Origin of the sequence: Nocardia sp. GTS18, from assembly GCF_013839555.1 — a bacterium.
Classification (GTDB): domain Bacteria; phylum Actinomycetota; class Actinomycetes; order Mycobacteriales; family Mycobacteriaceae; genus Nocardia; species Nocardia rosealba.
The window spans coordinates 83,535-101,829 of sequence record NZ_JACBIU010000006.1 but is presented as its reverse complement, the minus strand read 5'-3'; the positions used below and the strand labels follow the sequence as shown (position 1 = coordinate 101,829).

Genomic DNA, 18,295 nt, shown 5'->3' with positions numbered 1-18,295 from the left:
GGTCGTGCGTCGTCGCATCCTGCGTTCGATCCTCACCGTCCTCACCATCACCACGGTGGTGCTCGGCGTACCCCTGATCTACACCGCCTGGCTCTGGGTGGAGGACATCACCCGCAACGATCTGCAGAGCAGGCTGGAACGCATCGCGGCCGAGGTGATCGCCCAGGAACAGGTCGACGGTTACGTCCACGACGGGCTGGACGTGCGCGCCATCCGGGCGCTGGTGCCCGAGGGCGGCCGGCTCACCGTCGTCTACCCGACGCCGACCGACAATGCCGCGCGCACCGATATCGGCGTCGAGCAGATCGACGACCCTCTGGTCGAGTCGCTGTCGATGGGGACCTCGGCGTCGTTGCGGCTGGAGGTGCCCGCCGGACCCATGCACGCGCGTCAGGAACAGGCCGTCGCCGCGGTGGCGCTGGCCGTGCTCGCCTCGCTCGGTGCGGCATTCTCGGTGGCCGTGGTGACCGCGCGCCGCGTCGCCGATCCGCTGCGCGATGTGGCCGCCCGCGCGGCCCGGCTGGCGATGGGCGACTTCCGGCCCGACCCCCGCAGGCACGGCATCGCCGAACTCGACCGGGTCTCCGATGTGCTCGACTCGGCGACCGTCGAGATCGCGGGCCGTCTGCAACGTGAGCACGCGCTGGTCGCCGACGTTTCCCACCAGCTGCGCAGCCGCCTGACGGCCGTGCGGTTGCGCTTGGACGAGCTGTCGACCCACAACGATCCCGAGGTGGTGCACGAGGCGGAGGAGGCGATGGCGCAGGTCGACCGGCTCACCGACGCCATCGACGACCTGGTTCGTGCCTCCCGCTCCGAGGACGCCGCCGATCGCGACCCGGTGCCGGTGATGGCCGAGCTGCGCGGTGTGGTCGCCGAATGGACGCACCCGTTCCACGAGGCGGGCCGCGAACTGAGCCTGATCGGCGACGAATCCCTGCGCGCGCCGATCACCGGTTCGCGGTTGCGTGAGGCGGTCGCGGTGCTGGTCGACAACGCCCTCATGCACGGCGGTGGCACCTGCACGGTGTCGGTGCGAACGGTCCCGACGATGAGCGCGCGTGACCCACTGATCTGCGTGGAGGTAGCCGACGAGGGCGAAGGCATTCGCGACGAAATGGCCCCGCACATCTTCGACCGGGGTTTCTCGGCCGGTGGGTCGACCGGTGTGGGGTTGGCACTGGCGCGGGCCCTGGTGGAGGCCGATGGTGGCAGGCTCGAGCTGCAGCGTCGCCGTCCGGCTCTGTTCGCGGTGTTCCTCGGATCCAAGGTCAACCGGTCGCAGAACGCGACGCTGACCGAACCGCGCTGATTTACCAATCGCGCCTGCTCAGCTCTTGCCGAGCGGTTCTTCCTCGACGAGCTCCTCCAGTTCGGCGACGATCTCGTCCATCTCGTCGGGGAACACCCACCGCCGCATCGCCCAGAACCGGAACGCCATCTGCAGCAGGTTGCCGATGACGAACGCGCTCACGAAGTCGGCGATGTTCTCGGTCAGGAAACTCACATTCGGCTGCCGCAGATCGAACACATAGCTCGAGATCCACAGCGGTATATTGCTCAGCGCCACGCCGATGCCGCTGACACCGAAGAACAGCAATGCCTCGTGATGTTTCTCGCGGCCGCCGCGATTCTTGAACGACCATTCGCGGTTGAGCACATAGGACGCGATCACCGCGACCACGCCGGAAATGATCTTGGCGGTGACCGGCTTTTCCGACAGAACGGTCCATTTGAGCAGGTAGAACAGGCCGCTGTCGATCACGAACGTCGTCGCGCCGACGATGGCGAACTTGATCAGCTCTTTATGCCGGAGCGCGAGCTCGCGCAGGCGCGGGGGAAGGACGCTGACCACGTCGTCGACGATTGACACGAGTTCCGAGTGTACCGGTAGCAAAGATTCGCATTCGACATGACAACATTGCACGACGTGACTGCACGTTCGTTCGATCCGTCTGCCATGCCCACCGTCACGATGGTCGGTGGGGGCCAGCTCGCGCGCATGACGCACCAGGCCGCGATCGCCCTCGGCCAGCGTCTGCGGGTGCTCGCCGAGAACCCCGGCGATCCCGCCGCCCAGGTGAGTCCCGATGTCGTGCTCGGTAGCCACGACGACCTGTCCGCGCTGCGCACGGCCGCCAAGGGCTCGCACGCACTCACCTTCGACCACGAGCACGTGCCGACCGAGCACCTCGACGTGCTCGTCGCCGAGGGCGTGAACGTGGCGCCACCGCCGCAGGCGCTGATCTTCGCCCAGGACAAGCTGGCGATGCGCACCAAGCTGTCCTCGCTCGGTCTGCCGGTGCCCGCGTTCGTCGAGGTCACCTCGCCCGCCGACGCGGTCGCCTTCGGTGACGAGCACGGCTGGCCGTTCGTGCTCAAGGCCGTGCGCGGTGGGTACGACGGGCGCGGGGTGTGGATGCCCGCCGATGCCGAGGAGGCGACGGCGCTGGTCACCGACCAGCTCGCGCACGGTGTGCAGCTGCTCGCCGAGGCGAAGGTCGACCTGAAGCGTGAGCTGTCGGCGATGGTCGCTCGTTCGCCGTTCGGGCAGGCGGCCACCTGGCCGGTGGTGGAGACCGTGCAGCGCAACGGTCAGTGCGCGGTCGTCATCGCACCCGCACCCGACCTGCCAGAGGACACCGGCGCCCGCGCGGAGACGATGGCGCTGGAACTGGCGGCCGGGCTCGGTGTGGTCGGTGTGATGGCGGTCGAACTGTTCGAAACGCACGACGGCGAACTGCTGGTCAACGAGCTCGCCATGCGCCCGCACAACTCCGGGCACTGGGGCATGGACGGTGCGCGGACCGGTCAGTTCGAGCAGCACCTGCGCGCGGTGCTCGACTACCCGCTCGGCGACACAACCCCGTTGGCGCCCGTCACGGTGATGGCGAACATTCTCGGTGCGGCCGAGGCGCCGGAGATGTCGATGGACGAGCGGCTGCACCACCTGTTCGCCCGGATGCCCGAGGCCAAGGTGCACCTCTACGGCAAGGGCGAGCGCCCCGACCGCAAGATCGGGCACATCAACATCCTCGGCGACGAGGTGACCGAGGTTCGCGAGAAGGCCGAGCGTGCCGCGCACTGGATGTCGCATGCGGTCTGGACCGACGGCTGGGACCCGCACGGCGAGTGAATCGTCGACGAGCGCGCGCCGCGACCGCCGCGCGCTCAGGCCGAAATCGACACGTGGGCACCGACTTTCGGCGCCAGGCGTGAACCACGTACCTTCGCTGAAAGGAACCTCAGATGAGCACCACCGGACCCCAGGTCGGCCTGATCATGGGCAGCGACTCCGACTGGCCAACCATGGAAGCCGCCGCCGAGGCCCTCGCCGAGTTCGGTATCCGCTTCGAGGTCGGCGTCGTCTCCGCTCACCGCACCCCCCAGCGCATGCTCGACTACGCCCGCGAAGCCGCAGGCCGCGGCCTGAAAGTCATCATCGCGGGCGCGGGCGGCGCAGCCCACCTCCCCGGCATGGTCGCCTCCGCCACCGCCCTCCCCGTCATCGGCGTCCCCGTCCCCCTGAAATACCTCGACGGCATGGACTCCCTCCTCTCCATCGTCCAAATGCCCGCAGGCGTCCCCGTAGCCACCGTCTCCATCGGCGGCGCCCGCAACGCAGGCCTCCTCGCCGTCCGCATCCTCGCCTCCTCCGACGAATCCCTGCGCACCCGCATGGAACAGTTCCAAGCCGGCCTCGAGAAAATGGTCCTGGCCAAAGACGAAGCGCTGCGCACCAAACTTTTGGGCTGAGAAGGCCGAGCCGGTCGCATTTCCCGGCGACCGGCTGCCCGAATTGCCGAATTCCGGTGAACCGCCGCACTTTTCGTACGCTGACCTGCCATCACGTACGTTCGGCCCCATGGTGACCTCATCGCACGAAGCGATGCATCGGATCTTCCAGCACGACGCGGCGGCGATCGCGCACGCGTTCACCGTGCTGAACTTGCCGTTCGCCAAACCGATCGCAGTGGAACAGCTTTCCATCGACCTCACCGAAACGGCACCGGTCGAGCGGCGTGCCGACACGATCCTCGACATCACCACTGTCAACGACAGATTCCTGATGGTGATAGAGGCACAGTCGGCGCCGGACGATTCGCGGCCCGACTCATGGTCGTATTACGTGACCTTCCTGCGCAACAAGTACAACCTCCCCGTCATCCTCGTGGTCATCTGCCACGACCACGTCACGGCGCGGTGGGCTGGCACCCCCATGAAAATCGGTCACACATTCTGGACGACGATCACCCTGTACCCGCTGGTACTCGGCCCGCACAACGTTCCCGCCGTCACCGACCCCACCCTCGTGGTCCAAGACCTCCCTTTGGCCGCGCTCTCGGCCGTCACCCATGCCCGCGAGGCGGATATCGGTGCGATACTGGAGGCAATCGTCACAGGGATCCGCCGAATAGGCGGCAACGAGACGACCGAGTTCTACGTCGAGTTGATCGAGCAGGGCATCTCACACACCGCAGCCGCCGAGACCTGGAGGAACCACATGGCTACCGATCTCTCGTTCTTCCGCTCAGAATCCGCGCAGAAGCTCAGGGCGCAAGGGCGGGCGGAGGGCGTCGCCATGGGGCGCGCCGAGGATGTGCTCATGGTGCTGCGGCACAGGGGTGTGGTTGTCACCGATGCGGCCGCGGATCGCATTCGTGGCTGTCAGGACGAGGCGCAGTTGGCGACCTGGTTGCGCCGGGCGCTGGACGTGTCCTCGGTCGCCGACTTGTTCGGGGAGTGATCCGGCGGACGTCTGTCGGTGTCGTGTGAGGTGACTGCGGGGCGGTGACTACGGTTGACGTCCGTGGCACAGGATGATGCGGCGCAGTTTCGGCTGACGGTGGTTGATCAGGCGTTGCGGTTGTTTGCCGAGCGGGGGTATGAGGCGACGACGGTCGACGAGATCGCGGTGGCGGCGGGGATTTCCCGGCGGACGTTCTTTCGGCAGTTCCGGTCGAAAGAGGACGTGATCTTCGCCGATCACGAGTTCCAACTGGCTTCGGCACAGGAGTTCCTGGCCGAGGGGCGGGGGGATCCGTGGGATGCGGTGTGCGAGGCCGTGATCGGGGTGTTCGAGCGGTTCACGCAGTGGCGCGATATCGCGGCGCGGCGCTATCAGGTGGTGCGGCGGGTGCCCGCGTTGCGGGAGCGGGAGATCGTCACCGTGTTCCGGTACGAGCGGTTGTTCACCGAGTTCCTGCGCGAACGGCTACCGGAGACGCCGGATCTGGCGCGCGTGCAGTTCACGGCCGCGGTGACCGCCACCCACAACTACCTGTTGCGGCGGATGGTGCGTGGCGAGCCGGGGGCGGCGGTGAGCGATCTGCGGACCGAACTCGCGCTGATTCCCCGTGGCAGGCGCGACGCGTCCGAGGGAGAGGAACTGGTGGTCGCGGTGTTTCCGCGCGACATGCCGCCGCGCGAGCTGGCCGACCGGCTCACCGCGCGCCTCGGTAACCTGTGAGCCACCGGGCTCGCGGCACCACGCAAAAGTGACACTCGGTGCCACACCCATATCCCCATGTAGCGGTAGAGTGCCGCGCGTATAATCCTTTGTGGATTGGCACTGCGTGCCGAACGTAAGCCCGCTGTGCGAGGCGCAGCGAACACCACCAGAACCAGGAGTGTGCCTTCGATGGCTGGAAACCCCGATTTCGACCTGTTCAAGCTCGAGGACTTCCACGACGAGCTGCGCCACGCCATCCGCGGCCTGGCCGAGAAGGAGATCGCGCCCTACGCCAAGGACGTCGACGGCAACGCCCGGTTCCCCGAGGAGGCGCTCACCGCCCTCAACGCCGCGGGTTTCAACGCCGTGCACGTGCCGGAGGCCTACGGCGGCCAGGGCGCCGACTCCGTCGCCACCTGCATCGTGATCGAGGAAGTGGCCCGCGTCTGCGGTTCCTCCTCGCTGATCCCGGCCGTCAACAAGCTCGGCACCATGGGCCTGATCCTCAACGGCTCCGAGGAGCTGAAGCAGAAGGTCCTCGGCGACCTGGTCGAGGGCAAGATGGCCTCGTACTGTCTGTCCGAGCGTGAGGCCGGTTCCGATGCCGCCTCCATGCGCACCCGTGCCAAGGCCGACGGCGACGACTGGATCATCAACGGCTCCAAGTGCTGGATCACCAACGGCGGCAAGTCCGAGTGGTACACCGTGATGGCCGTGACCGACGCCGACAAGGGCGCCAACGGCATCTCCGCGTTCATGGTGCACAAGGACGACGAGGGCTTCGTCGTCGGACCGCTCGAGCACAAGCTCGGCATCAAGGGTTCGCCGACGGCCGAGCTGTACTTCGAGAACTGCCGCATCCCCGGCGACCGCATCATCGGCGAGCCCGGCACCGGCTTCAAGACCGCGCTGCAGACCCTCGACCACACCCGTCCGACCATCGGCGCGCAGGCCGTCGGCCTGGCCCAGGGCGCGCTCGACGCCACGATCGCCTACACCAAGGACCGCAAGCAGTTCGGCAAGTCCATCGCCGACTTCCAGAACACCCAGTTCATGATCGCCGACATGGCGATGAAGATCGAGGCCGCCCGCCTCATGGTCTACACCTCCGCGGCCCGCGCCGAGCGTGGCGAGAAGAACCTCGGCTTCATCTCCGCCGCCGCCAAGTGCTTCGCCTCGGACGTGGCCATGGAAGTCACCACCAACGCCGTCCAGCTCTTCGGCGGCGCCGGCTACACCACCGACTTCCCGGTCGAACGCATGATGCGCGACGCCAAGATCACCCAGATCTACGAGGGCACCAACCAGATCCAGCGCCTCGTCATGAGCCGCCAGCTCCTGCGCTGATCCCTTCAGCACGAACGCCCCCGGCAGGATCCCTGCCGGGGGCGTTTCATATTCACCTGCCGCCGAACAACTTTCGCCAGCCGGTTCGGCGCGGCGCGACCTCGACGCTCACCCGCGCTCCTTCCGGGACGAACCGGGCCTGATCGTGAACCTGGCCCGCGATCCCAACCGCGACGACGAAGTCGAGCACTTCTACGTTGTCGGCCGTCATCGCGCCGCCGAGGACGGGTGGATGACTGAAGTCGTAGACCTGATCGGCCGCCGGGGTGATGCCGCGGCCGACGAGTTCGGCGACGAGATCGGCGCGCAGCACCTGCGGGCCTTGCGATGGATCGTTGAGGGCCGTCTCGCACTCCTCGAACGAGGTCCACCTGCGGGTGAGCGTTCCCGAGATGATGTCCAGCAGCCACACGCCATCCTCGTCGCCGAGGAAGACGTCGCCGAACAGCGTGGTGAACACCGGTCGCTTTCCGTCGACCCCGACCCACGCCCATTCCTCGAGGGCCACCGCCACCTTGTCGCCCGCTGGGCGGATCAACGTGGGCGTCCGGTCGGCTGTGTTGTGGCCGTGCGCTTCGGCGACGAGGTCGAGAAAGGTCCACACGTCGCCGACGGTGTAGGTCGCGGGCTCCATCGACCCGCCGAGGAACGGATACGGCGTCGGGATGTAGACCTGGCCGTCGCCGAGCGGTCCGAGCAGGGCACGGATTTCGGCGACGTGGCCGGGCAGCATGACGTACTCCGCGAAGCCGGGGTCCCGGAGGACGGTATCGGCGAATTCCCCCGGCCCCGAGAAGGTTCCGTAGCTCTTGGCCGCGGCCTTGAACGGATGCAGCACCGCGTACTCACCCGCCGCGCTTGCCAAGAACATATGCCCGAGGTCGGAATACCCGACCACGCAGTCGAACTGCGGGAACTCGGCGGCCCAGGTTGCCGCCACCGAACCCACCGCCACGGGCGGGATCAGCCGGAAACACTCTGTTTTGTCCACAGCGTTCACCTTCCGCCGAACATGCGTCGCCGGAGAGACCGCTTCGGCACCGTGGCGTGACTGCGCGCCAGTGGGTCGTAGTCATAGGCGGAACTGCACGCCCACGTCGCGTCGGGGTTTTTCGACAGGTTGTACTGCACCCCGCGAAGGCCGGTTCCAGCGTAGTGGTGCATGGAGACCAGCTCTGTGAGCAGCGGGCTCAGTGAAGACCAGTCCTCTGAGGTGAACTGTGTGTCCGCCTGGCACCGGACATCGACCCGGTTGCCGTCGAGCCCGATGTCCACCATTGCCGTGGTCGCGTGTTCGTCCACCTGGTTCGCGACGACGTGCGCGACCTCCGTCTCGATGCGGAGCTGAGCCATCCAATCGATCATCGATCTCCGTCCAGAAAAATCGGGGTGACGGTTCGGCACCATCCGGTTCCTCGCCGGTGATTCGGGTGTTCCGAGCGGAGAGCAACCGAGGAGCATAGCTCTCGGTTCGGCGGCCTGCAATGACTCGTTCAGGAGACCCGAAGGACATCCGCGCCCTTTGGTAATCGACACAGCTCGCTGCTGGGAGCGCTCCGGCGATGGCTCGAGTCGTTAGCGTGATCGCCCGAGTGGCCGGGAATGCGGCCGGTGATTCTCGAGGTGATGTGGTGCGACGTGACCGGATGGCTCGGTGGGTCGCCGTGTTGGGGGTGGGGGTGGCGTTGGCCGGGTGTGCGGCCGAGGAGGCGCCGGGGATCGTGGCGCTGAAATCGTTGCCTCGGCTGGCCGAGTACCCGGCCGGGTATTCGCTGGTGAGCAAGCCGGCAAGTATCACCGCCGCCGAGGCGGGTACGGCGTTGCCGCTCACCTTCACCGATGAGGTGTGCCGTCCGCTGATCGAGAATCCGATCGGCGCGGGGGCGCGGGAGTCGGTGGCATCGAATACGAGCCCGGCGGTGTTCCTCGTCCAGATCGTCGAATCCGACTCGGCGGTGGGGGGTTTGACCGACCTCGTGCAGCGGTGCGCGAACGTCGAGGCGCGCACCGGGGACCGCACCTTGAAGATGGCCGTGTCGACGGTGGAGGCGCCGAAGACGGTAGCTTCGGAAGCCGTCGTCATCTGGACGAACGGGAACCAGGAGACGCGCGTCGAGGGTGCGCCGCCGATACAGACGCCGGTCGCCCAGCAGCGTGTGGTCGCCAGGGTCGGGAAGTACGTGGTGTCCGCGCTGGTGATGCTGTCCGCGATGTCGGAGCAGAGCCAGACCGCCGAGCTCGAGGTGCTGCGGCGGGTCTACGAGATCGCCGTCGACCAACTGGCCCGCGAGATCGCGTGAGCGCTCAGGGGACCAGTTCGGCGTATTCGGGGTGTTCGGCGATGTACTTCTCGACGTACCAGCAGGTGGGCACGACCTGGTAGCCGTTGGTCCGGGAGTCGTCGAGGCCGTATTTGACCACGTCGGCGGCGACCCCGCGGCCCCGGAACTCGGGGAAGGTCATGGTGTGGTGGAAGTCGCGGACCTTGGTGTCCTCGCGTTCGGCGTAGTCGGCGTATCCCGCGAGGACGTCGTCGAGGTAGATCTCGTAGCGGGTATCGGCGACGTTGTGCTCGAGCCTGGTGGTCATACCGGATGCTAACCCGTCGCGGTCGGCGGATGTTCCTACAGGACCGCGCCGGGGTTGAGGATGCCCGCCGGGTCGAGCGCGTCCTTGATGCGGCGGGTCAGGGCCATCACCTCGGGGCCGACCTGGTCGGGTAGCCACGCCTTCTTGAGCCTGCCCACGCCGTGCTCACCGGTGATGGTGCCGCCGAGGGTGATGGCCAGGTCCATGATCTCGCCGAAGGCGCGGTGGGCGCGGGCGGTGTTGTCGGGGTCGGTGGGGTCGTGCACGATCAGCGGGTGGGTGTTGCCGTCGCCCGCGTGGGCGATGACGGAGATCAGCACGTCGTTGCGTTCCCCGATGGCGGCCACGCCGGTGATGAGCTCACCGAGCCGGGGCAACGGCACGCCGACGTCCTCGAGCAGCAGCGGCCCGATCCGTTCCACCGCCGGAATCGCGAACCGCCGCGCGGCGGTGAAGGCTTCCCCTTCCTCGGGATCGGCGGTGTGGAAAACCTCTGTCGCCCCGGCCTTTTCGCACAGCGCGAGCATCGTCTGGGCTTCGTGCGTCGCGTACTCGCCGGGTGCGTCCGACCGGGCGACGAGCAGTGCGGCGGCGGTGCGATCCAACCCCATCCGCATCTCGTCCTCGACGGCATTGATCGCGACGGTGTCCATGAACTCGAGCATCGCGGGCCGCAGTGCCGAGGTGATCGCGAGGATCGCGTCGGTGGCGGCGGTGAGTGTGGCGAAACCGGCGACCACGGTGGCCTGCGGTGGTTGGGCGGGCAGCAGGCGCAGCGTGAGTTCGGTGATGACCCCGAGCGTGCCTTCACTGCCGACGAACAGCTTGGTCAGCGACAACCCCGCCGAGTCCTTCAGCCGAGGCCCACCGAGGCGAACCACGGTTCCGTCGGCGAGCACCACTTCCATGCCGAGCACGTAATCGGTGGTCACTCCGTATTTCACGCAGCACAGCCCACCCGCGTTGGTGGCCGCGTTGCCGCCGATCGAGCACATCTCGAACGACGACGGGTCCGGCGGATACCACAATCCTTCCGCCGCGACGGCCCGCTTCACCTCCGCATTGAGCAGGCCCGGCTGCACCACCGCGGTGCGTGTCACGGGATCGACGTTGATCTCCCGCATCAATTCGGTGGACAGCACGATCCCGCCGTCCACCGCCGTCGCGCCACCCGAGAGCCCCGACCCGGCGCCGCGCGGCACCACCGGCACCCCGTGCGCCTGCGCCCAGCGCAGCGTGGCCGCCACATCGGCGGTACTGCGCGCCCGCACCACCGCCACCGGCGTCCCCGCCTGGGGGTCACGAGCCCAATCCTGCCGATACCCCTCCATCACATCGGCATCGACTACAACTGCCCCCTCGGAAATCTCCGAAACCAGCGAATCCAGATCCACCCGGCGATCGTCCATTCCCCACGCTAACCCGACCAGGCCCTATCGAGTATGCGATCGCCACGCTCTGGTGGCGGCGTCACCCGAGAGCCCAACGCCACCAGAACCTGGTGATCAACCGTCCAGATGTGATGTGTGACCGAACAGGGTCGCGAGGGCATGGTTGTGATTCGGCGCGGCCGGTTGGTGTATACGGCGTTTGAGTGGTCACAATGCAGGGGAGGGTGTGATTTTGTCGGGGCGCCCGGCGTGTTTTCTTGTTCCGTTGCCTGCGCATCGCGCACGCGATGTCGTTGTGCCGCACCGTTTTTCGCAGGGAGGATCGGATGATGAGGGAACCTCGGGACCGGGCCGAGCTGGTCGGCGCGCTGCTGGGCGCCGATATCGAGGCCGACGCGATGCGTCGCGTGTACGCGGGCGACCACGACGACTGGATGACGGCGCTCGAGTCGACGGGCCTGTTCGATCTGCGCGCGCTCGCCGAGATCGCGAGCTCGTGGGCCGCCGACCCGCGCGTACTGCGTGACGCGCTGCTGGCCGAGGCCGACGAATTCACCCGCCGCCGTTGCCTCGCCGAGTGGGCGGCGCTCGAGCGCGGTCCGGTCGTGGCCGTCGGCCGCTAGCGCTCAGGGCGTTTGCCCGTTGCTCACCTCGATGTCATGTGCCGCTGGCAGGCTGACCGGGTGGAGCAGCAGGCGAGTGTCACGGATTCGGCCGCCGACCGGTTCACCCGCTGGTGCGAGGGCGTTGTCGCCCGGTTGCCGTGGGGGCTCGACCGGTACGTGCCCGCCACTTTCCTCGGCTTCGCCCTCATCAACAGCTTCACCTTCGGCGTCGATCTGCTGCTGCTCACCCTGCTGCACGACGGTTTCGATCTGCCCGTGTGGTTGTCCATCACGTGCGCCTATATCTTCGCGTTCGGCCTGAGTTTTCTGCTGAATCGCACTTTCAACTTCCACTCGCACGCCCCGATGGGCAAGCAGGCGGCGGTGTATGTGGTCGTGGTGGTGGTGAACTACCTGGCGTTCATCCTCGGCGTCGGCTCGGGTCTCACCGCGCTCGGCGTGCAGTACCACGTGGCGCGGTTGCTGGCCGGTGGGTGCGAGGCCGTGTACATGTACTGCGCGATGCGCTGGATCGTATTCCGCAAACGGACACCGGCGCCCGACCTGGCCGAGGTCGACACCGCACGCTGAGGCCCTCAGCGTGACCCGCGCAGCACCTCGGTGTGTTCACCATCGACCACCACGACGTCGTCATCGGTGAGTGCCCAGTGCGGGACGCCTTCTTCCTGGTAGCGCGCAAGCATCTTCGCCGATTCCCCATCCGGATCGGTGGCCGAGTCCAGGTGCACGACGAGCTGCCGATCCACGAGTCCGAGCCCGTCCCATCGCGGTGCTGCCCCCGTGGTGGGCAATACCTCGCCCGGGTCGTCCATCGTCTCCAGTCCGTGCAGATCGGGCGTGAGCAGGCAGGCTCCCGCGCTGTACCCCACATAAGTCAGGGCGTCCTCGCGTAACAGCGCGGGAAGCACCGAATCAGCTCCGCTGCGGGCGAATTGGGCACGCAGGACGAAGGTGTTGCCGCCGCGCACCCACACCATCGAGTACTCGCGCAGCCGACGCTCCAGCTGCGCGGGCTGCCCGACGTAGTCGCGCAGATCCAGCACCTCGGGCGAATATCCTTGTCTACGTAGGGGTTCCATGTCGCTGGCGACCGCAGACGCCCACGCGGCGGGCCAGGCGTCACACGCGTTCGGAATCACCGCGACCTTGCCTTTGCCGCCGGCCAGCGTGGTGAGTCGCTCGGCGAAACCGCCGAATCGGTAGGAGGCCAGGAACAACCGCATCAGATGGTGAAGGCCAGATTCTGGACGAGCCGATCGCCGAGGGCGGCATCGCCTTCGACGACCACCTTCCCCGGGTGCGTCGCCGCCGACTGCCTGCCGCCACGCAGACGTGCGAAAAGCCCCGAGTCCAAACGGATCACGGTTGTCGGCTCCCCGTCGGCTTCGTCGAGTACCGAACCGCGCCCGCCCTCGACCGCGAGGTGCACCTGTCGGGTGACCGGGCCGGTGAGGTCGAGTGTGATGCGTGAACCGTCCGGCGCCTTGGCGCCTTTCACCACCGCGCGCCCGAGCCCGAGCGTGAGTTCGGTGAACGCCGCCTCCGCGCGCGCACCGCCCTCGTCGACGCTGCGGCCGATCCCGTCGGCGAGGTCGAGCTCGTGCATCCAGCAGTCGAACAGGCGCACCCGCATGAACCGGCCGTAGGCCACCTGCCCGACCGGCGACACCGTCGGCGCCTCCCACTCCTCGTCGGTCATGGCGGCAAGGGCGGCCCGGCGCAGCTCGGTGACCTCGTCGAACAGCGCGAGCAGTCGCTTGCCCGACAGTGGCCGCAACCGGTCGACCCAGATCTCGTTGAGCACGGCGACTTCGTTGCGCACGTGCGGCAGCGTGCGCACATCGGTCTTGGGGCGCAACGGATCATGGGCGGGCGGGGTGCGCCCGAGCAACCACGATTCGGTACCGATCACATGCGCGACCACATCGAACAGCGTCCAGCCGGGCAGGGGAGACGGTCGGCGCCAGGCCTTTTCGTCGAGGTCGGCGACCAAGGCGGCGATGGTCTCCCACTGCTGGGCGAGCAGATCGGTGAGCAGTTCGCGCGACGGTGTCGGTTCGGTCATCCCTGTACTCCTTCTGCTTCGCTCGACGGGGTCGGCCGATCCGGTTGCCGCCCCGGCCTATTCGCCTCGGCGTCGAGCGCGTCGATGCCCGCGCGGATCGCCGCCGCCGTCGAGGTGGGTTCGTGCGGACGTCGCAGCAGGAACCCCTTGGCGAAACCGAGTTTGTCACCGTGCTTGCGCGGCACGACGTGCAGGTGCACATGGCCGACGGTCTGGAAGGCCGCGGTGCCGTCGTTGATCGCTAGGTTGGCGCCGTCACTGGCCAGCCCGCTCCGGCGCAGGGCGCGGGCCAGGCGATGACCCACGCGGAAGACCTGTGCGCCGAGATCGGGATCGAGGTCGTCGAGTTCGGTGGCGTGGGTCTTGGGAACCACAAGGGTGTGGCCTCGCGTGATGGGCCGGATGTCGAGGAACGCGCAGACGGCGTCGTCCTCGTAGACCTTGGTCGCCGGCGCGGCACCGGCCACGATCCGACAGAAGACGCAGTCGTTCACACCGTGAACCCTACGGCGTGGCCCTCGGGACGCAACAGTCCTTGCATGACACACATCACGTCCCGTGCGGTGGACGGCCGCCCTACCCGCACTCTCACGTCCAGGTAAGTATCGGACCTGCTTGTGCGTTCTTGTCCTTGCCTACCTGCGGCTACGAATGTGTAGTCAGGCGCCACCCGGCGCCCGGCGGGCCGAGGAAGTGGCTGTCGCTGCGGAAACAGGTCCGCTCTGTCCGTTTTATGGTCAAGAGTCCAGTTCTCCGCTGTGACGGGCATCTCCGCTAGGCTCACCGCGAGCCGAGTACAGTTGCGAGGATTTCAGTTGAACTTACTGACCAGTAACGTCGGCTGAACCGTTGTTCCCAGGCTCGAAGCCAGCACGAAAAGGAAGTCTGACTAGTGGAGACAACGCAAAACGTTGGCGAGGACTCGCCGCGCGGCGCGCGTGTCGGAGTCGTTCGCGAGTCCGGCGTGGGTGAGCGGCGAGTCGCCCTGGTACCCAAGATCATTCCCACCCTGTCCAAGCAGGGTGTCGAGGTGATCGTGGAAGCCGGTGCGGGCCTCGGCGCGCTCATTCCCGACGCGGCCTATGTAGAGGCCGGTGCGACGATCGGCGATCCGTGGTCGGCCGATGTCGTGGTGAAGGTGGCTCCGCCCAGCGATGCCGAGGTGGCCAGGCTGTCCTCCGGGCAGACGCTGATCGGCTTCCTCGCGCCCCGCAACGCGGAGAACCAGATCGGCGCGCTGAAGGCGGCCGGTGTGCAGGCCTTCGCGGTGGAGGCGATTCCGCGTATCTCGCGTGCGCAGGTGATGGACGCGTTGTCCTCGCAGGCCAACGTGGCCGGGTACAAGGCTGTGCTGCTCGCCGCCTCGGAGTCGACCCGGTTCTTCCCGATGCTGACGACCGCCGCGGGCACCGTGAAGCCGGCGACCGTGCTGGTGCTCGGTGTGGGTGTGGCGGGTCTGCAGGCGCTGGCCACGGCCAAGCGTCTCGGCGGCCGCACCACCGGGTACGACGTGCGCCCCGAGGTCGCCGACCAGGTGCGTTCGGTGGGTGCGCAGTGGCTCGACCTCGGCATCGACGCCGCCGGTGAGGGTGGGTACGCCCGCGAGCTCACCGAGGAGGAGAAGGCCAAGCAGCAGCAGGCGCTGGAAGACGCGATCAAGGGTTTCGACGTGGTCATCACGACCGCGCTCGTGCCGGGTCGCCCGGCGCCGCGTCTGGTGACGGCGGCCGCGGTGGAGGGCATGAAGCCCGGCAGTGTGATCGTCGACCTGGCCGGGGAGACCGGTGGCAACTGTGAGCTCACCGAGCCCGGCGAGATCGTCGTCAAGCACGAGGTGACCATCGCCTCGCCGCTGAACCTGCCCGCCACCATGCCCGAGCACGCTTCGGAGCTGTACTCCAAGAACATCGCCGCGCTGCTGGAACTGATGCTGGTCGACGGCAAGCTCGCGCCCGATTTCAGCGATCAGGTGCTGGCCGATTCCTGTGTCACCCGTGAGGTGGAAGCCTGATGTACACCGAACTTCTCGCCAATATCGCCATTCTCGTTTTGTCCGGCTTCGTCGGCTTCGCGGTGATCTCCAAGGTCCCCAACACCCTGCACACCCCGCTGATGTCGGGCACCAACGCCATTCACGGCATCGTCGTGCTCGGTGCGCTGGTGACGCTCGGCAACGTGAAGGATCCCTCCCTGCTGGTGCAGATGATCCTGTTCGTCGCCGTGGTGTTCGGAACGCTGAACGTCATCGGTGGCTTCGTGGTCACCGACCGCATGCTCGGCATGTTCAAGGGTAAGAAGAAGGCGGCCGAGTGATGCACGCAGTCGACAATATGACCTACCTGGTCAACGGCCTCTACATCGTGGCCTTCTCCATGTTCATCTACGGCCTGATGGGGCTCACCGGCCCCAAGACCGCCGTGCGCGGCAACCAGATCGCCGCCGTCGGTATGGCGATCGCCGTGATCGCCACGCTGATCTCGATCCGGCACACCGAGATGCTGAACTGGATCCTGATCGCCGGTGGCCTGATCGTCGGTGTGGCACTGGGTGTTCCGCCCGCCGTGCGTACCAAGATGACCGAGATGCCGCAGTTGGTCGCGGCGTTCAACGGTGTCGGTGGTGGCACCGTCGCGCTCATCGCGTGGGCCGAATTCATCGACAGCTCGGGCTTTTCCGCGCTGCACGACGAGCCGACCATCCACATCATCATCGGTTCGCTGTTCGCCGCGGTGATCGGCTCGATCTCCTTCTGGGGCTCGATCATCGCCTTCGCCAAACTGCAGGAGATCCTGTCCGGCAAGCCGATCGGCATCGGCAAGCTGCAGCAGCCGCTGAACCTGCTGCTGCTGCTCGGTTCCATCGTGTGTGCCGTGGTGATCGGTCTCGGCGCCGACGACGGTGGCGTGTCGCAACTCTGGATGATCGCGCTGCTGGTGCTGGCCGGTGTGCTCGGCCTGATGGTGGTGCTGCCCATCGGTGGCGCCGACATGCCGGTCGTCATCTCGCTGCTCAACGCCCTGACCGGTCTGTCGGCCGCGGCCGCGGGCCTGGCGCTGAACAACACCGCGATGATCGTGGCGGGCATGATCGTCGGCGCGTCCGGCACCATCCTCACCAACCTGATGGCCAAGGCCATGAACCGGTCGATTCCCGCGATCGTCGCCGGTGGTTTCGGTGGCGGTGGCGCGGTGGCCGCCGGTGCCGGTGGTGAGGCCAAGACGGCCAAGGCCACCTCCGCCGCCGATGCCGCGATCCAGATGGCCTACGCCAACCAGGTCATCGTGGTCCCCGGCTACGGTATGGCCGTCGCCCAGGCCCAGCACGCGGTCAAGGAGATGGCGTCGCTGCTGGAAGGCAAGGGTGTCGAGGTCAAGTACGCGATCCACCCCGTCGCCGGTCGTATGCCCGGGCACATGAACGTGCTGCTGGCCGAGGCCGAGGTCTCCTACGACGCGATGAAGGAAATGGACGACATCAACGGTGAGTTCAACCGCACCGATGTGGTGCTGGTGATCGGCGCCAACGACGTCACCAACCCCGCCGCCCGCGAGGATCCGTCCAGCCCGATCTACGGCATGCCGGTCCTCAATGTCGACCAGGCCAAGAGCGTCATCGTGCTCAAGCGCTCGATGAACTCCGGCTTCGCCGGCATCGACAACCCGCTGTTCTACGCCGACCACACCTCCATGCTGTTCGGCGACGCCAAGAAGTCCGTCGGTGCGGTCACCGAGGAACTGAAGGCGCTGTAAGACAAGCGACATCGAACAAGAGAGGCCCCGCCGGTATTTCACCGGCGGGGCCTCTCGCTGTCGCGTGGCTACTTGAAGGTGTCGGCCAGCAGGTCGAGGGTGGCCATGGACTGGCGGTAGTCCGGGCGCTTGCTGGCTGCGGGGAGTTCGTAGACCTGGTTCTTCTGGAATGCGGGGAGCATGGCCAGGGCCGGGTCCTGCTTCAGCTGGGGGATGTTGCGGCCGCCGTCGAGCAGGATCACGAACAGGACCGGGGCGTCGGCGACGGTGCTCAGGAGTTCGGGACTGAAGGTGACCCAGTCGCCTGCCTGGGTGCGGGGCGGGTTGCCTGCCTTGGCCTCGATCTTGTCGTCGATGGTGAAGCCGACGTCGGCGAGGAGGTTGGACAGCGGGGTGCCGGGGGCGAGCAGGATGGGCTTGCCGTCGGCCTGGGACTGCATCACCGAGGTCGCGCCCTGGGGGATCTTCAGCTTCGCCTTCACTTCCGCGACCCGGTCCTTGTAGGCGGTGAGCATGGGCTCGACCTTGTCGGGGCGGTTCACGAAGTCGGCCACCGTCTTCAGTTGGTCCTGCCAGTTGGCGAGGTCCGAGGGGACGAGGGCGGTCGGTGCGACGGCGCTGAGCTTGTCGTAGTTCTTGATGGTCTGCAGGCCGGGGAAGCCGGGTCCGCCGCCGATGATGAGATCCGGTCGCTGGGCGGCGATGAACTCCAGATTGAGGTCGTCACCGGAGGGGACCGCTTCGGTGCCCTGCTCTTTCGCGTCGGCGGCCCAGGACGGGGGGAACTCGCCGGGTGCGAGGGTGACGCCGAGGATGCGCGGATCCGCGGCCTTCACGTTCGCGTCCAGGTCGTAGAGGAATCCGGCGAGGGCGCCGTTGAGTACCACGATGCGCTGTGGGTCGGCGGGCACGGTGATCTGGCCCTTGGCGGTTTCCACCTGGCGGGTGCCGGTGTCGGTCGACCCTTCGGAGGTGGAGGTGCCGCAGCCCACTGCCGTCGCGGTCACCGCGACGATCAGGAGTGCGACGGCGGCGCGCATGCGGGCCGTCATTCGGTGCGCTGACATAGGAGTTGT

The 18,295-nt window shown here is 67.2% G+C and carries 21 protein-coding genes; 12 read left to right on the top strand and 9 right to left on the bottom strand.

The window, feature by feature from the left end; all coding sequences use genetic code 11:
- The first annotated feature begins 4 nt into the window (after positions 1 to 4).
- Positions 5 to 1,312 (top strand): HAMP domain-containing sensor histidine kinase, encoded by a 1,308-nt coding sequence (locus tag HYG95_RS09005; RefSeq protein ID WP_181697539.1) that lies wholly within the window; start codon positions 5 to 7, stop codon positions 1,310 to 1,312.
- An 18-nt stretch (positions 1,313 to 1,330) separates the two neighbouring features.
- Here HYG95_RS09005 and HYG95_RS09000 read toward each other — a convergent pair whose 3' ends face one another.
- Positions 1,331 to 1,873: a GtrA family protein gene (locus HYG95_RS09000; RefSeq protein ID WP_181697538.1), complete on the bottom strand. Its 543-nt coding sequence runs from the start codon at positions 1,871 to 1,873 to the stop codon at positions 1,331 to 1,333.
- Between the two features lie 39 nt (positions 1,874 to 1,912).
- Between HYG95_RS09000 and HYG95_RS08995 the strand changes: the two genes are divergently transcribed.
- From HYG95_RS08995 to HYG95_RS08975, 5 genes are all read left to right on the top strand, one after another.
- Positions 1,913 to 3,136, top strand: a complete 1,224-nt coding sequence (locus tag HYG95_RS08995; protein ID WP_181697537.1) for a 5-(carboxyamino)imidazole ribonucleotide synthase — start codon at positions 1,913 to 1,915, stop codon at positions 3,134 to 3,136.
- 113 nt (positions 3,137 to 3,249) lie between these two features.
- Positions 3,250 to 3,756, top strand: a complete 507-nt coding sequence (gene purE, locus HYG95_RS08990; RefSeq protein ID WP_181697536.1) for a 5-(carboxyamino)imidazole ribonucleotide mutase — start codon at positions 3,250 to 3,252, stop codon at positions 3,754 to 3,756.
- A 43-nt stretch (positions 3,757 to 3,799) separates the two neighbouring features.
- Complete coding sequence (locus tag HYG95_RS08985; RefSeq protein ID WP_255495102.1) at positions 3,800 to 4,747, top strand: hypothetical protein; 948 nt, start codon at positions 3,800 to 3,802, stop codon at positions 4,745 to 4,747.
- Positions 4,748 to 4,810: 63 nt separating this feature from the next.
- On the top strand, positions 4,811 to 5,470 hold the full coding sequence (locus HYG95_RS08980; RefSeq protein ID WP_181697535.1) for a TetR family transcriptional regulator: 660 nt from the start codon (positions 4,811 to 4,813) through the stop codon (positions 5,468 to 5,470).
- 171 nt (positions 5,471 to 5,641) lie between these two features.
- On the top strand, positions 5,642 to 6,799 hold the full coding sequence (locus HYG95_RS08975; protein WP_181697534.1) for an acyl-CoA dehydrogenase: 1,158 nt from the start codon (positions 5,642 to 5,644) through the stop codon (positions 6,797 to 6,799).
- A gap of 52 nt (positions 6,800 to 6,851) precedes the next feature.
- Here HYG95_RS08975 and HYG95_RS08970 read toward each other — a convergent pair whose 3' ends face one another.
- Both HYG95_RS08970 and HYG95_RS08965 read right to left on the bottom strand, forming a co-directional pair.
- Entirely contained in the window at positions 6,852 to 7,790 is a 939-nt protein-coding gene (locus tag HYG95_RS08970; RefSeq protein WP_181697533.1) for a T6SS immunity protein Tdi1 domain-containing protein, read from the bottom strand.
- A gap of 5 nt (positions 7,791 to 7,795) precedes the next feature.
- Entirely contained in the window at positions 7,796 to 8,164 is a 369-nt protein-coding gene (locus HYG95_RS08965) for a hypothetical protein (RefSeq protein WP_181697532.1), read from the bottom strand.
- A 197-nt stretch (positions 8,165 to 8,361) separates the two neighbouring features.
- Here HYG95_RS08965 and HYG95_RS08960 point away from each other — a divergent pair, with 197 nt between their 5' ends.
- The gene (locus tag HYG95_RS08960; RefSeq protein WP_181697531.1) at positions 8,362 to 9,099 is read left to right on the top strand and encodes a hypothetical protein; all 738 of its coding nucleotides are present in this window, start codon (positions 8,362 to 8,364) and stop codon (positions 9,097 to 9,099) included.
- A gap of 4 nt (positions 9,100 to 9,103) precedes the next feature.
- On the opposite strand, the gene HYG95_RS08955 is transcribed toward HYG95_RS08960, so the two are convergent.
- Together HYG95_RS08955 and HYG95_RS08950 are read right to left on the bottom strand one after the other, a co-directional pair.
- Entirely contained in the window at positions 9,104 to 9,388 is a 285-nt protein-coding gene (locus HYG95_RS08955) for a GNAT family N-acetyltransferase (protein ID WP_067490634.1), read from the bottom strand.
- A gap of 35 nt (positions 9,389 to 9,423) precedes the next feature.
- Positions 9,424 to 10,797, bottom strand: a complete 1,374-nt coding sequence (locus tag HYG95_RS08950) for an FAD-binding oxidoreductase (protein WP_181697530.1) — start codon at positions 10,795 to 10,797, stop codon at positions 9,424 to 9,426.
- A 311-nt stretch (positions 10,798 to 11,108) separates the two neighbouring features.
- Between HYG95_RS08950 and HYG95_RS08945 the strand changes: the two genes are divergently transcribed.
- Both HYG95_RS08945 and HYG95_RS08940 read left to right on the top strand, forming a co-directional pair.
- Positions 11,109 to 11,402 (top strand): hypothetical protein, encoded by a 294-nt coding sequence (locus tag HYG95_RS08945; RefSeq protein ID WP_067490675.1) that lies wholly within the window; start codon positions 11,109 to 11,111, stop codon positions 11,400 to 11,402.
- A gap of 36 nt (positions 11,403 to 11,438) precedes the next feature.
- Positions 11,439 to 11,975: a GtrA family protein gene (locus HYG95_RS08940; protein ID WP_181697529.1), complete on the top strand. Its 537-nt coding sequence runs from the start codon at positions 11,439 to 11,441 to the stop codon at positions 11,973 to 11,975.
- Between the two features lie 5 nt (positions 11,976 to 11,980).
- On the opposite strand, the gene HYG95_RS08935 is transcribed toward HYG95_RS08940, so the two are convergent.
- The 3 genes from HYG95_RS08935 to HYG95_RS08925 are packed head-to-tail and all read right to left on the bottom strand — an operon-like array spanning position 11,981 to position 13,964.
- Entirely contained in the window at positions 11,981 to 12,628 is a 648-nt protein-coding gene (locus tag HYG95_RS08935; RefSeq protein ID WP_181697528.1) for a Type 1 glutamine amidotransferase-like domain-containing protein, read from the bottom strand.
- The gene (locus HYG95_RS08930) at positions 12,628 to 13,470 is read right to left on the bottom strand and encodes a maleylpyruvate isomerase family mycothiol-dependent enzyme (protein WP_181697527.1); all 843 of its coding nucleotides are present in this window, start codon (positions 13,468 to 13,470) and stop codon (positions 12,628 to 12,630) included. The genes HYG95_RS08935 and HYG95_RS08930 overlap by 1 nt, the downstream gene beginning before the upstream one ends.
- A complete protein-coding gene (locus tag HYG95_RS08925; RefSeq protein WP_181697526.1) occupies positions 13,467 to 13,964 on the bottom strand; it encodes an HIT family protein in 498 nt (165 codons plus the stop codon). The genes HYG95_RS08930 and HYG95_RS08925 overlap by 4 nt, the downstream gene beginning before the upstream one ends.
- 398 nt (positions 13,965 to 14,362) lie before the next feature.
- Here HYG95_RS08925 and HYG95_RS08920 point away from each other — a divergent pair, with 398 nt between their 5' ends.
- Genes HYG95_RS08920 through HYG95_RS08910 form a run of 3 tightly spaced genes read left to right on the top strand, consistent with a single transcriptional unit; the run spans position 14,363 to position 17,219 of the window.
- The gene (locus HYG95_RS08920; RefSeq protein WP_067641456.1) at positions 14,363 to 15,481 is read left to right on the top strand and encodes a Re/Si-specific NAD(P)(+) transhydrogenase subunit alpha; all 1,119 of its coding nucleotides are present in this window, start codon (positions 14,363 to 14,365) and stop codon (positions 15,479 to 15,481) included.
- Positions 15,481 to 15,783, top strand: coding sequence for an NAD(P) transhydrogenase subunit alpha (locus HYG95_RS08915; protein ID WP_181697525.1), 303 nt, complete (start codon positions 15,481 to 15,483; stop codon positions 15,781 to 15,783). Before HYG95_RS08920 ends, HYG95_RS08915 begins: the two co-directional genes overlap by 1 nt.
- A gap of 17 nt (positions 15,784 to 15,800) precedes the next feature.
- Positions 15,801 to 17,219: an NAD(P)(+) transhydrogenase (Re/Si-specific) subunit beta gene (locus HYG95_RS08910; protein WP_181697616.1), complete on the top strand. Its 1,419-nt coding sequence runs from the start codon at positions 15,801 to 15,803 to the stop codon at positions 17,217 to 17,219.
- A 68-nt stretch (positions 17,220 to 17,287) separates the two neighbouring features.
- Here the strand turns inward: HYG95_RS08910 and HYG95_RS08905 are convergent, their stop codons facing one another.
- Entirely contained in the window at positions 17,288 to 18,286 is a 999-nt protein-coding gene (locus tag HYG95_RS08905; RefSeq protein WP_255495099.1) for an ABC transporter substrate-binding protein, read from the bottom strand.
- Between the last annotated feature and the right edge of the window lie 9 nt (positions 18,287 to 18,295).

Excerpts from the sequence above, each read along its gene's own strand:
- HYG95_RS08995 (WP_181697537.1), top strand. The coding sequence starts at position 1,913 with ATGACAACATTGCACGACGTGACTGCACGTTCGTTCGATCCGTCTGCC.
- purE (WP_181697536.1), top strand. The coding sequence starts at position 3,250 with ATGAGCACCACCGGACCCCAGGTCGGCCTGATCATGGGCAGCGACTCC.
- HYG95_RS08975 (WP_181697534.1), top strand. The coding sequence starts at position 5,642 with ATGGCTGGAAACCCCGATTTCGACCTGTTCAAGCTCGAGGACTTCCAC.
- HYG95_RS08965 (WP_181697532.1), bottom strand. The coding sequence starts at position 8,164 with ATGATCGATTGGATGGCTCAGCTCCGCATCGAGACGGAGGTCGCGCAC.
- HYG95_RS08960 (WP_181697531.1), top strand. The coding sequence starts at position 8,362 with ATGGCTCGAGTCGTTAGCGTGATCGCCCGAGTGGCCGGGAATGCGGCC.
- HYG95_RS08955 (WP_067490634.1), bottom strand. The coding sequence starts at position 9,388 with ATGACCACCAGGCTCGAGCACAACGTCGCCGATACCCGCTACGAGATC.
- HYG95_RS08950 (WP_181697530.1), bottom strand. The coding sequence starts at position 10,797 with ATGGACGATCGCCGGGTGGATCTGGATTCGCTGGTTTCGGAGATTTCC.
- HYG95_RS08945 (WP_067490675.1), top strand. The coding sequence starts at position 11,109 with ATGAGGGAACCTCGGGACCGGGCCGAGCTGGTCGGCGCGCTGCTGGGC.
- HYG95_RS08940 (WP_181697529.1), top strand. The coding sequence starts at position 11,439 with ATGTGCCGCTGGCAGGCTGACCGGGTGGAGCAGCAGGCGAGTGTCACG.
- HYG95_RS08935 (WP_181697528.1), bottom strand. The coding sequence starts at position 12,628 with ATGCGGTTGTTCCTGGCCTCCTACCGATTCGGCGGTTTCGCCGAGCGA.
- HYG95_RS08930 (WP_181697527.1), bottom strand. The coding sequence starts at position 13,470 with ATGACCGAACCGACACCGTCGCGCGAACTGCTCACCGATCTGCTCGCC.
- HYG95_RS08915 (WP_181697525.1), top strand. The coding sequence starts at position 15,481 with ATGTACACCGAACTTCTCGCCAATATCGCCATTCTCGTTTTGTCCGGC.
- HYG95_RS08910 (WP_181697616.1), top strand. The coding sequence starts at position 15,801 with ATGACCTACCTGGTCAACGGCCTCTACATCGTGGCCTTCTCCATGTTC.
- HYG95_RS08905 (WP_255495099.1), bottom strand. The coding sequence starts at position 18,286 with ATGTCAGCGCACCGAATGACGGCCCGCATGCGCGCCGCCGTCGCACTC.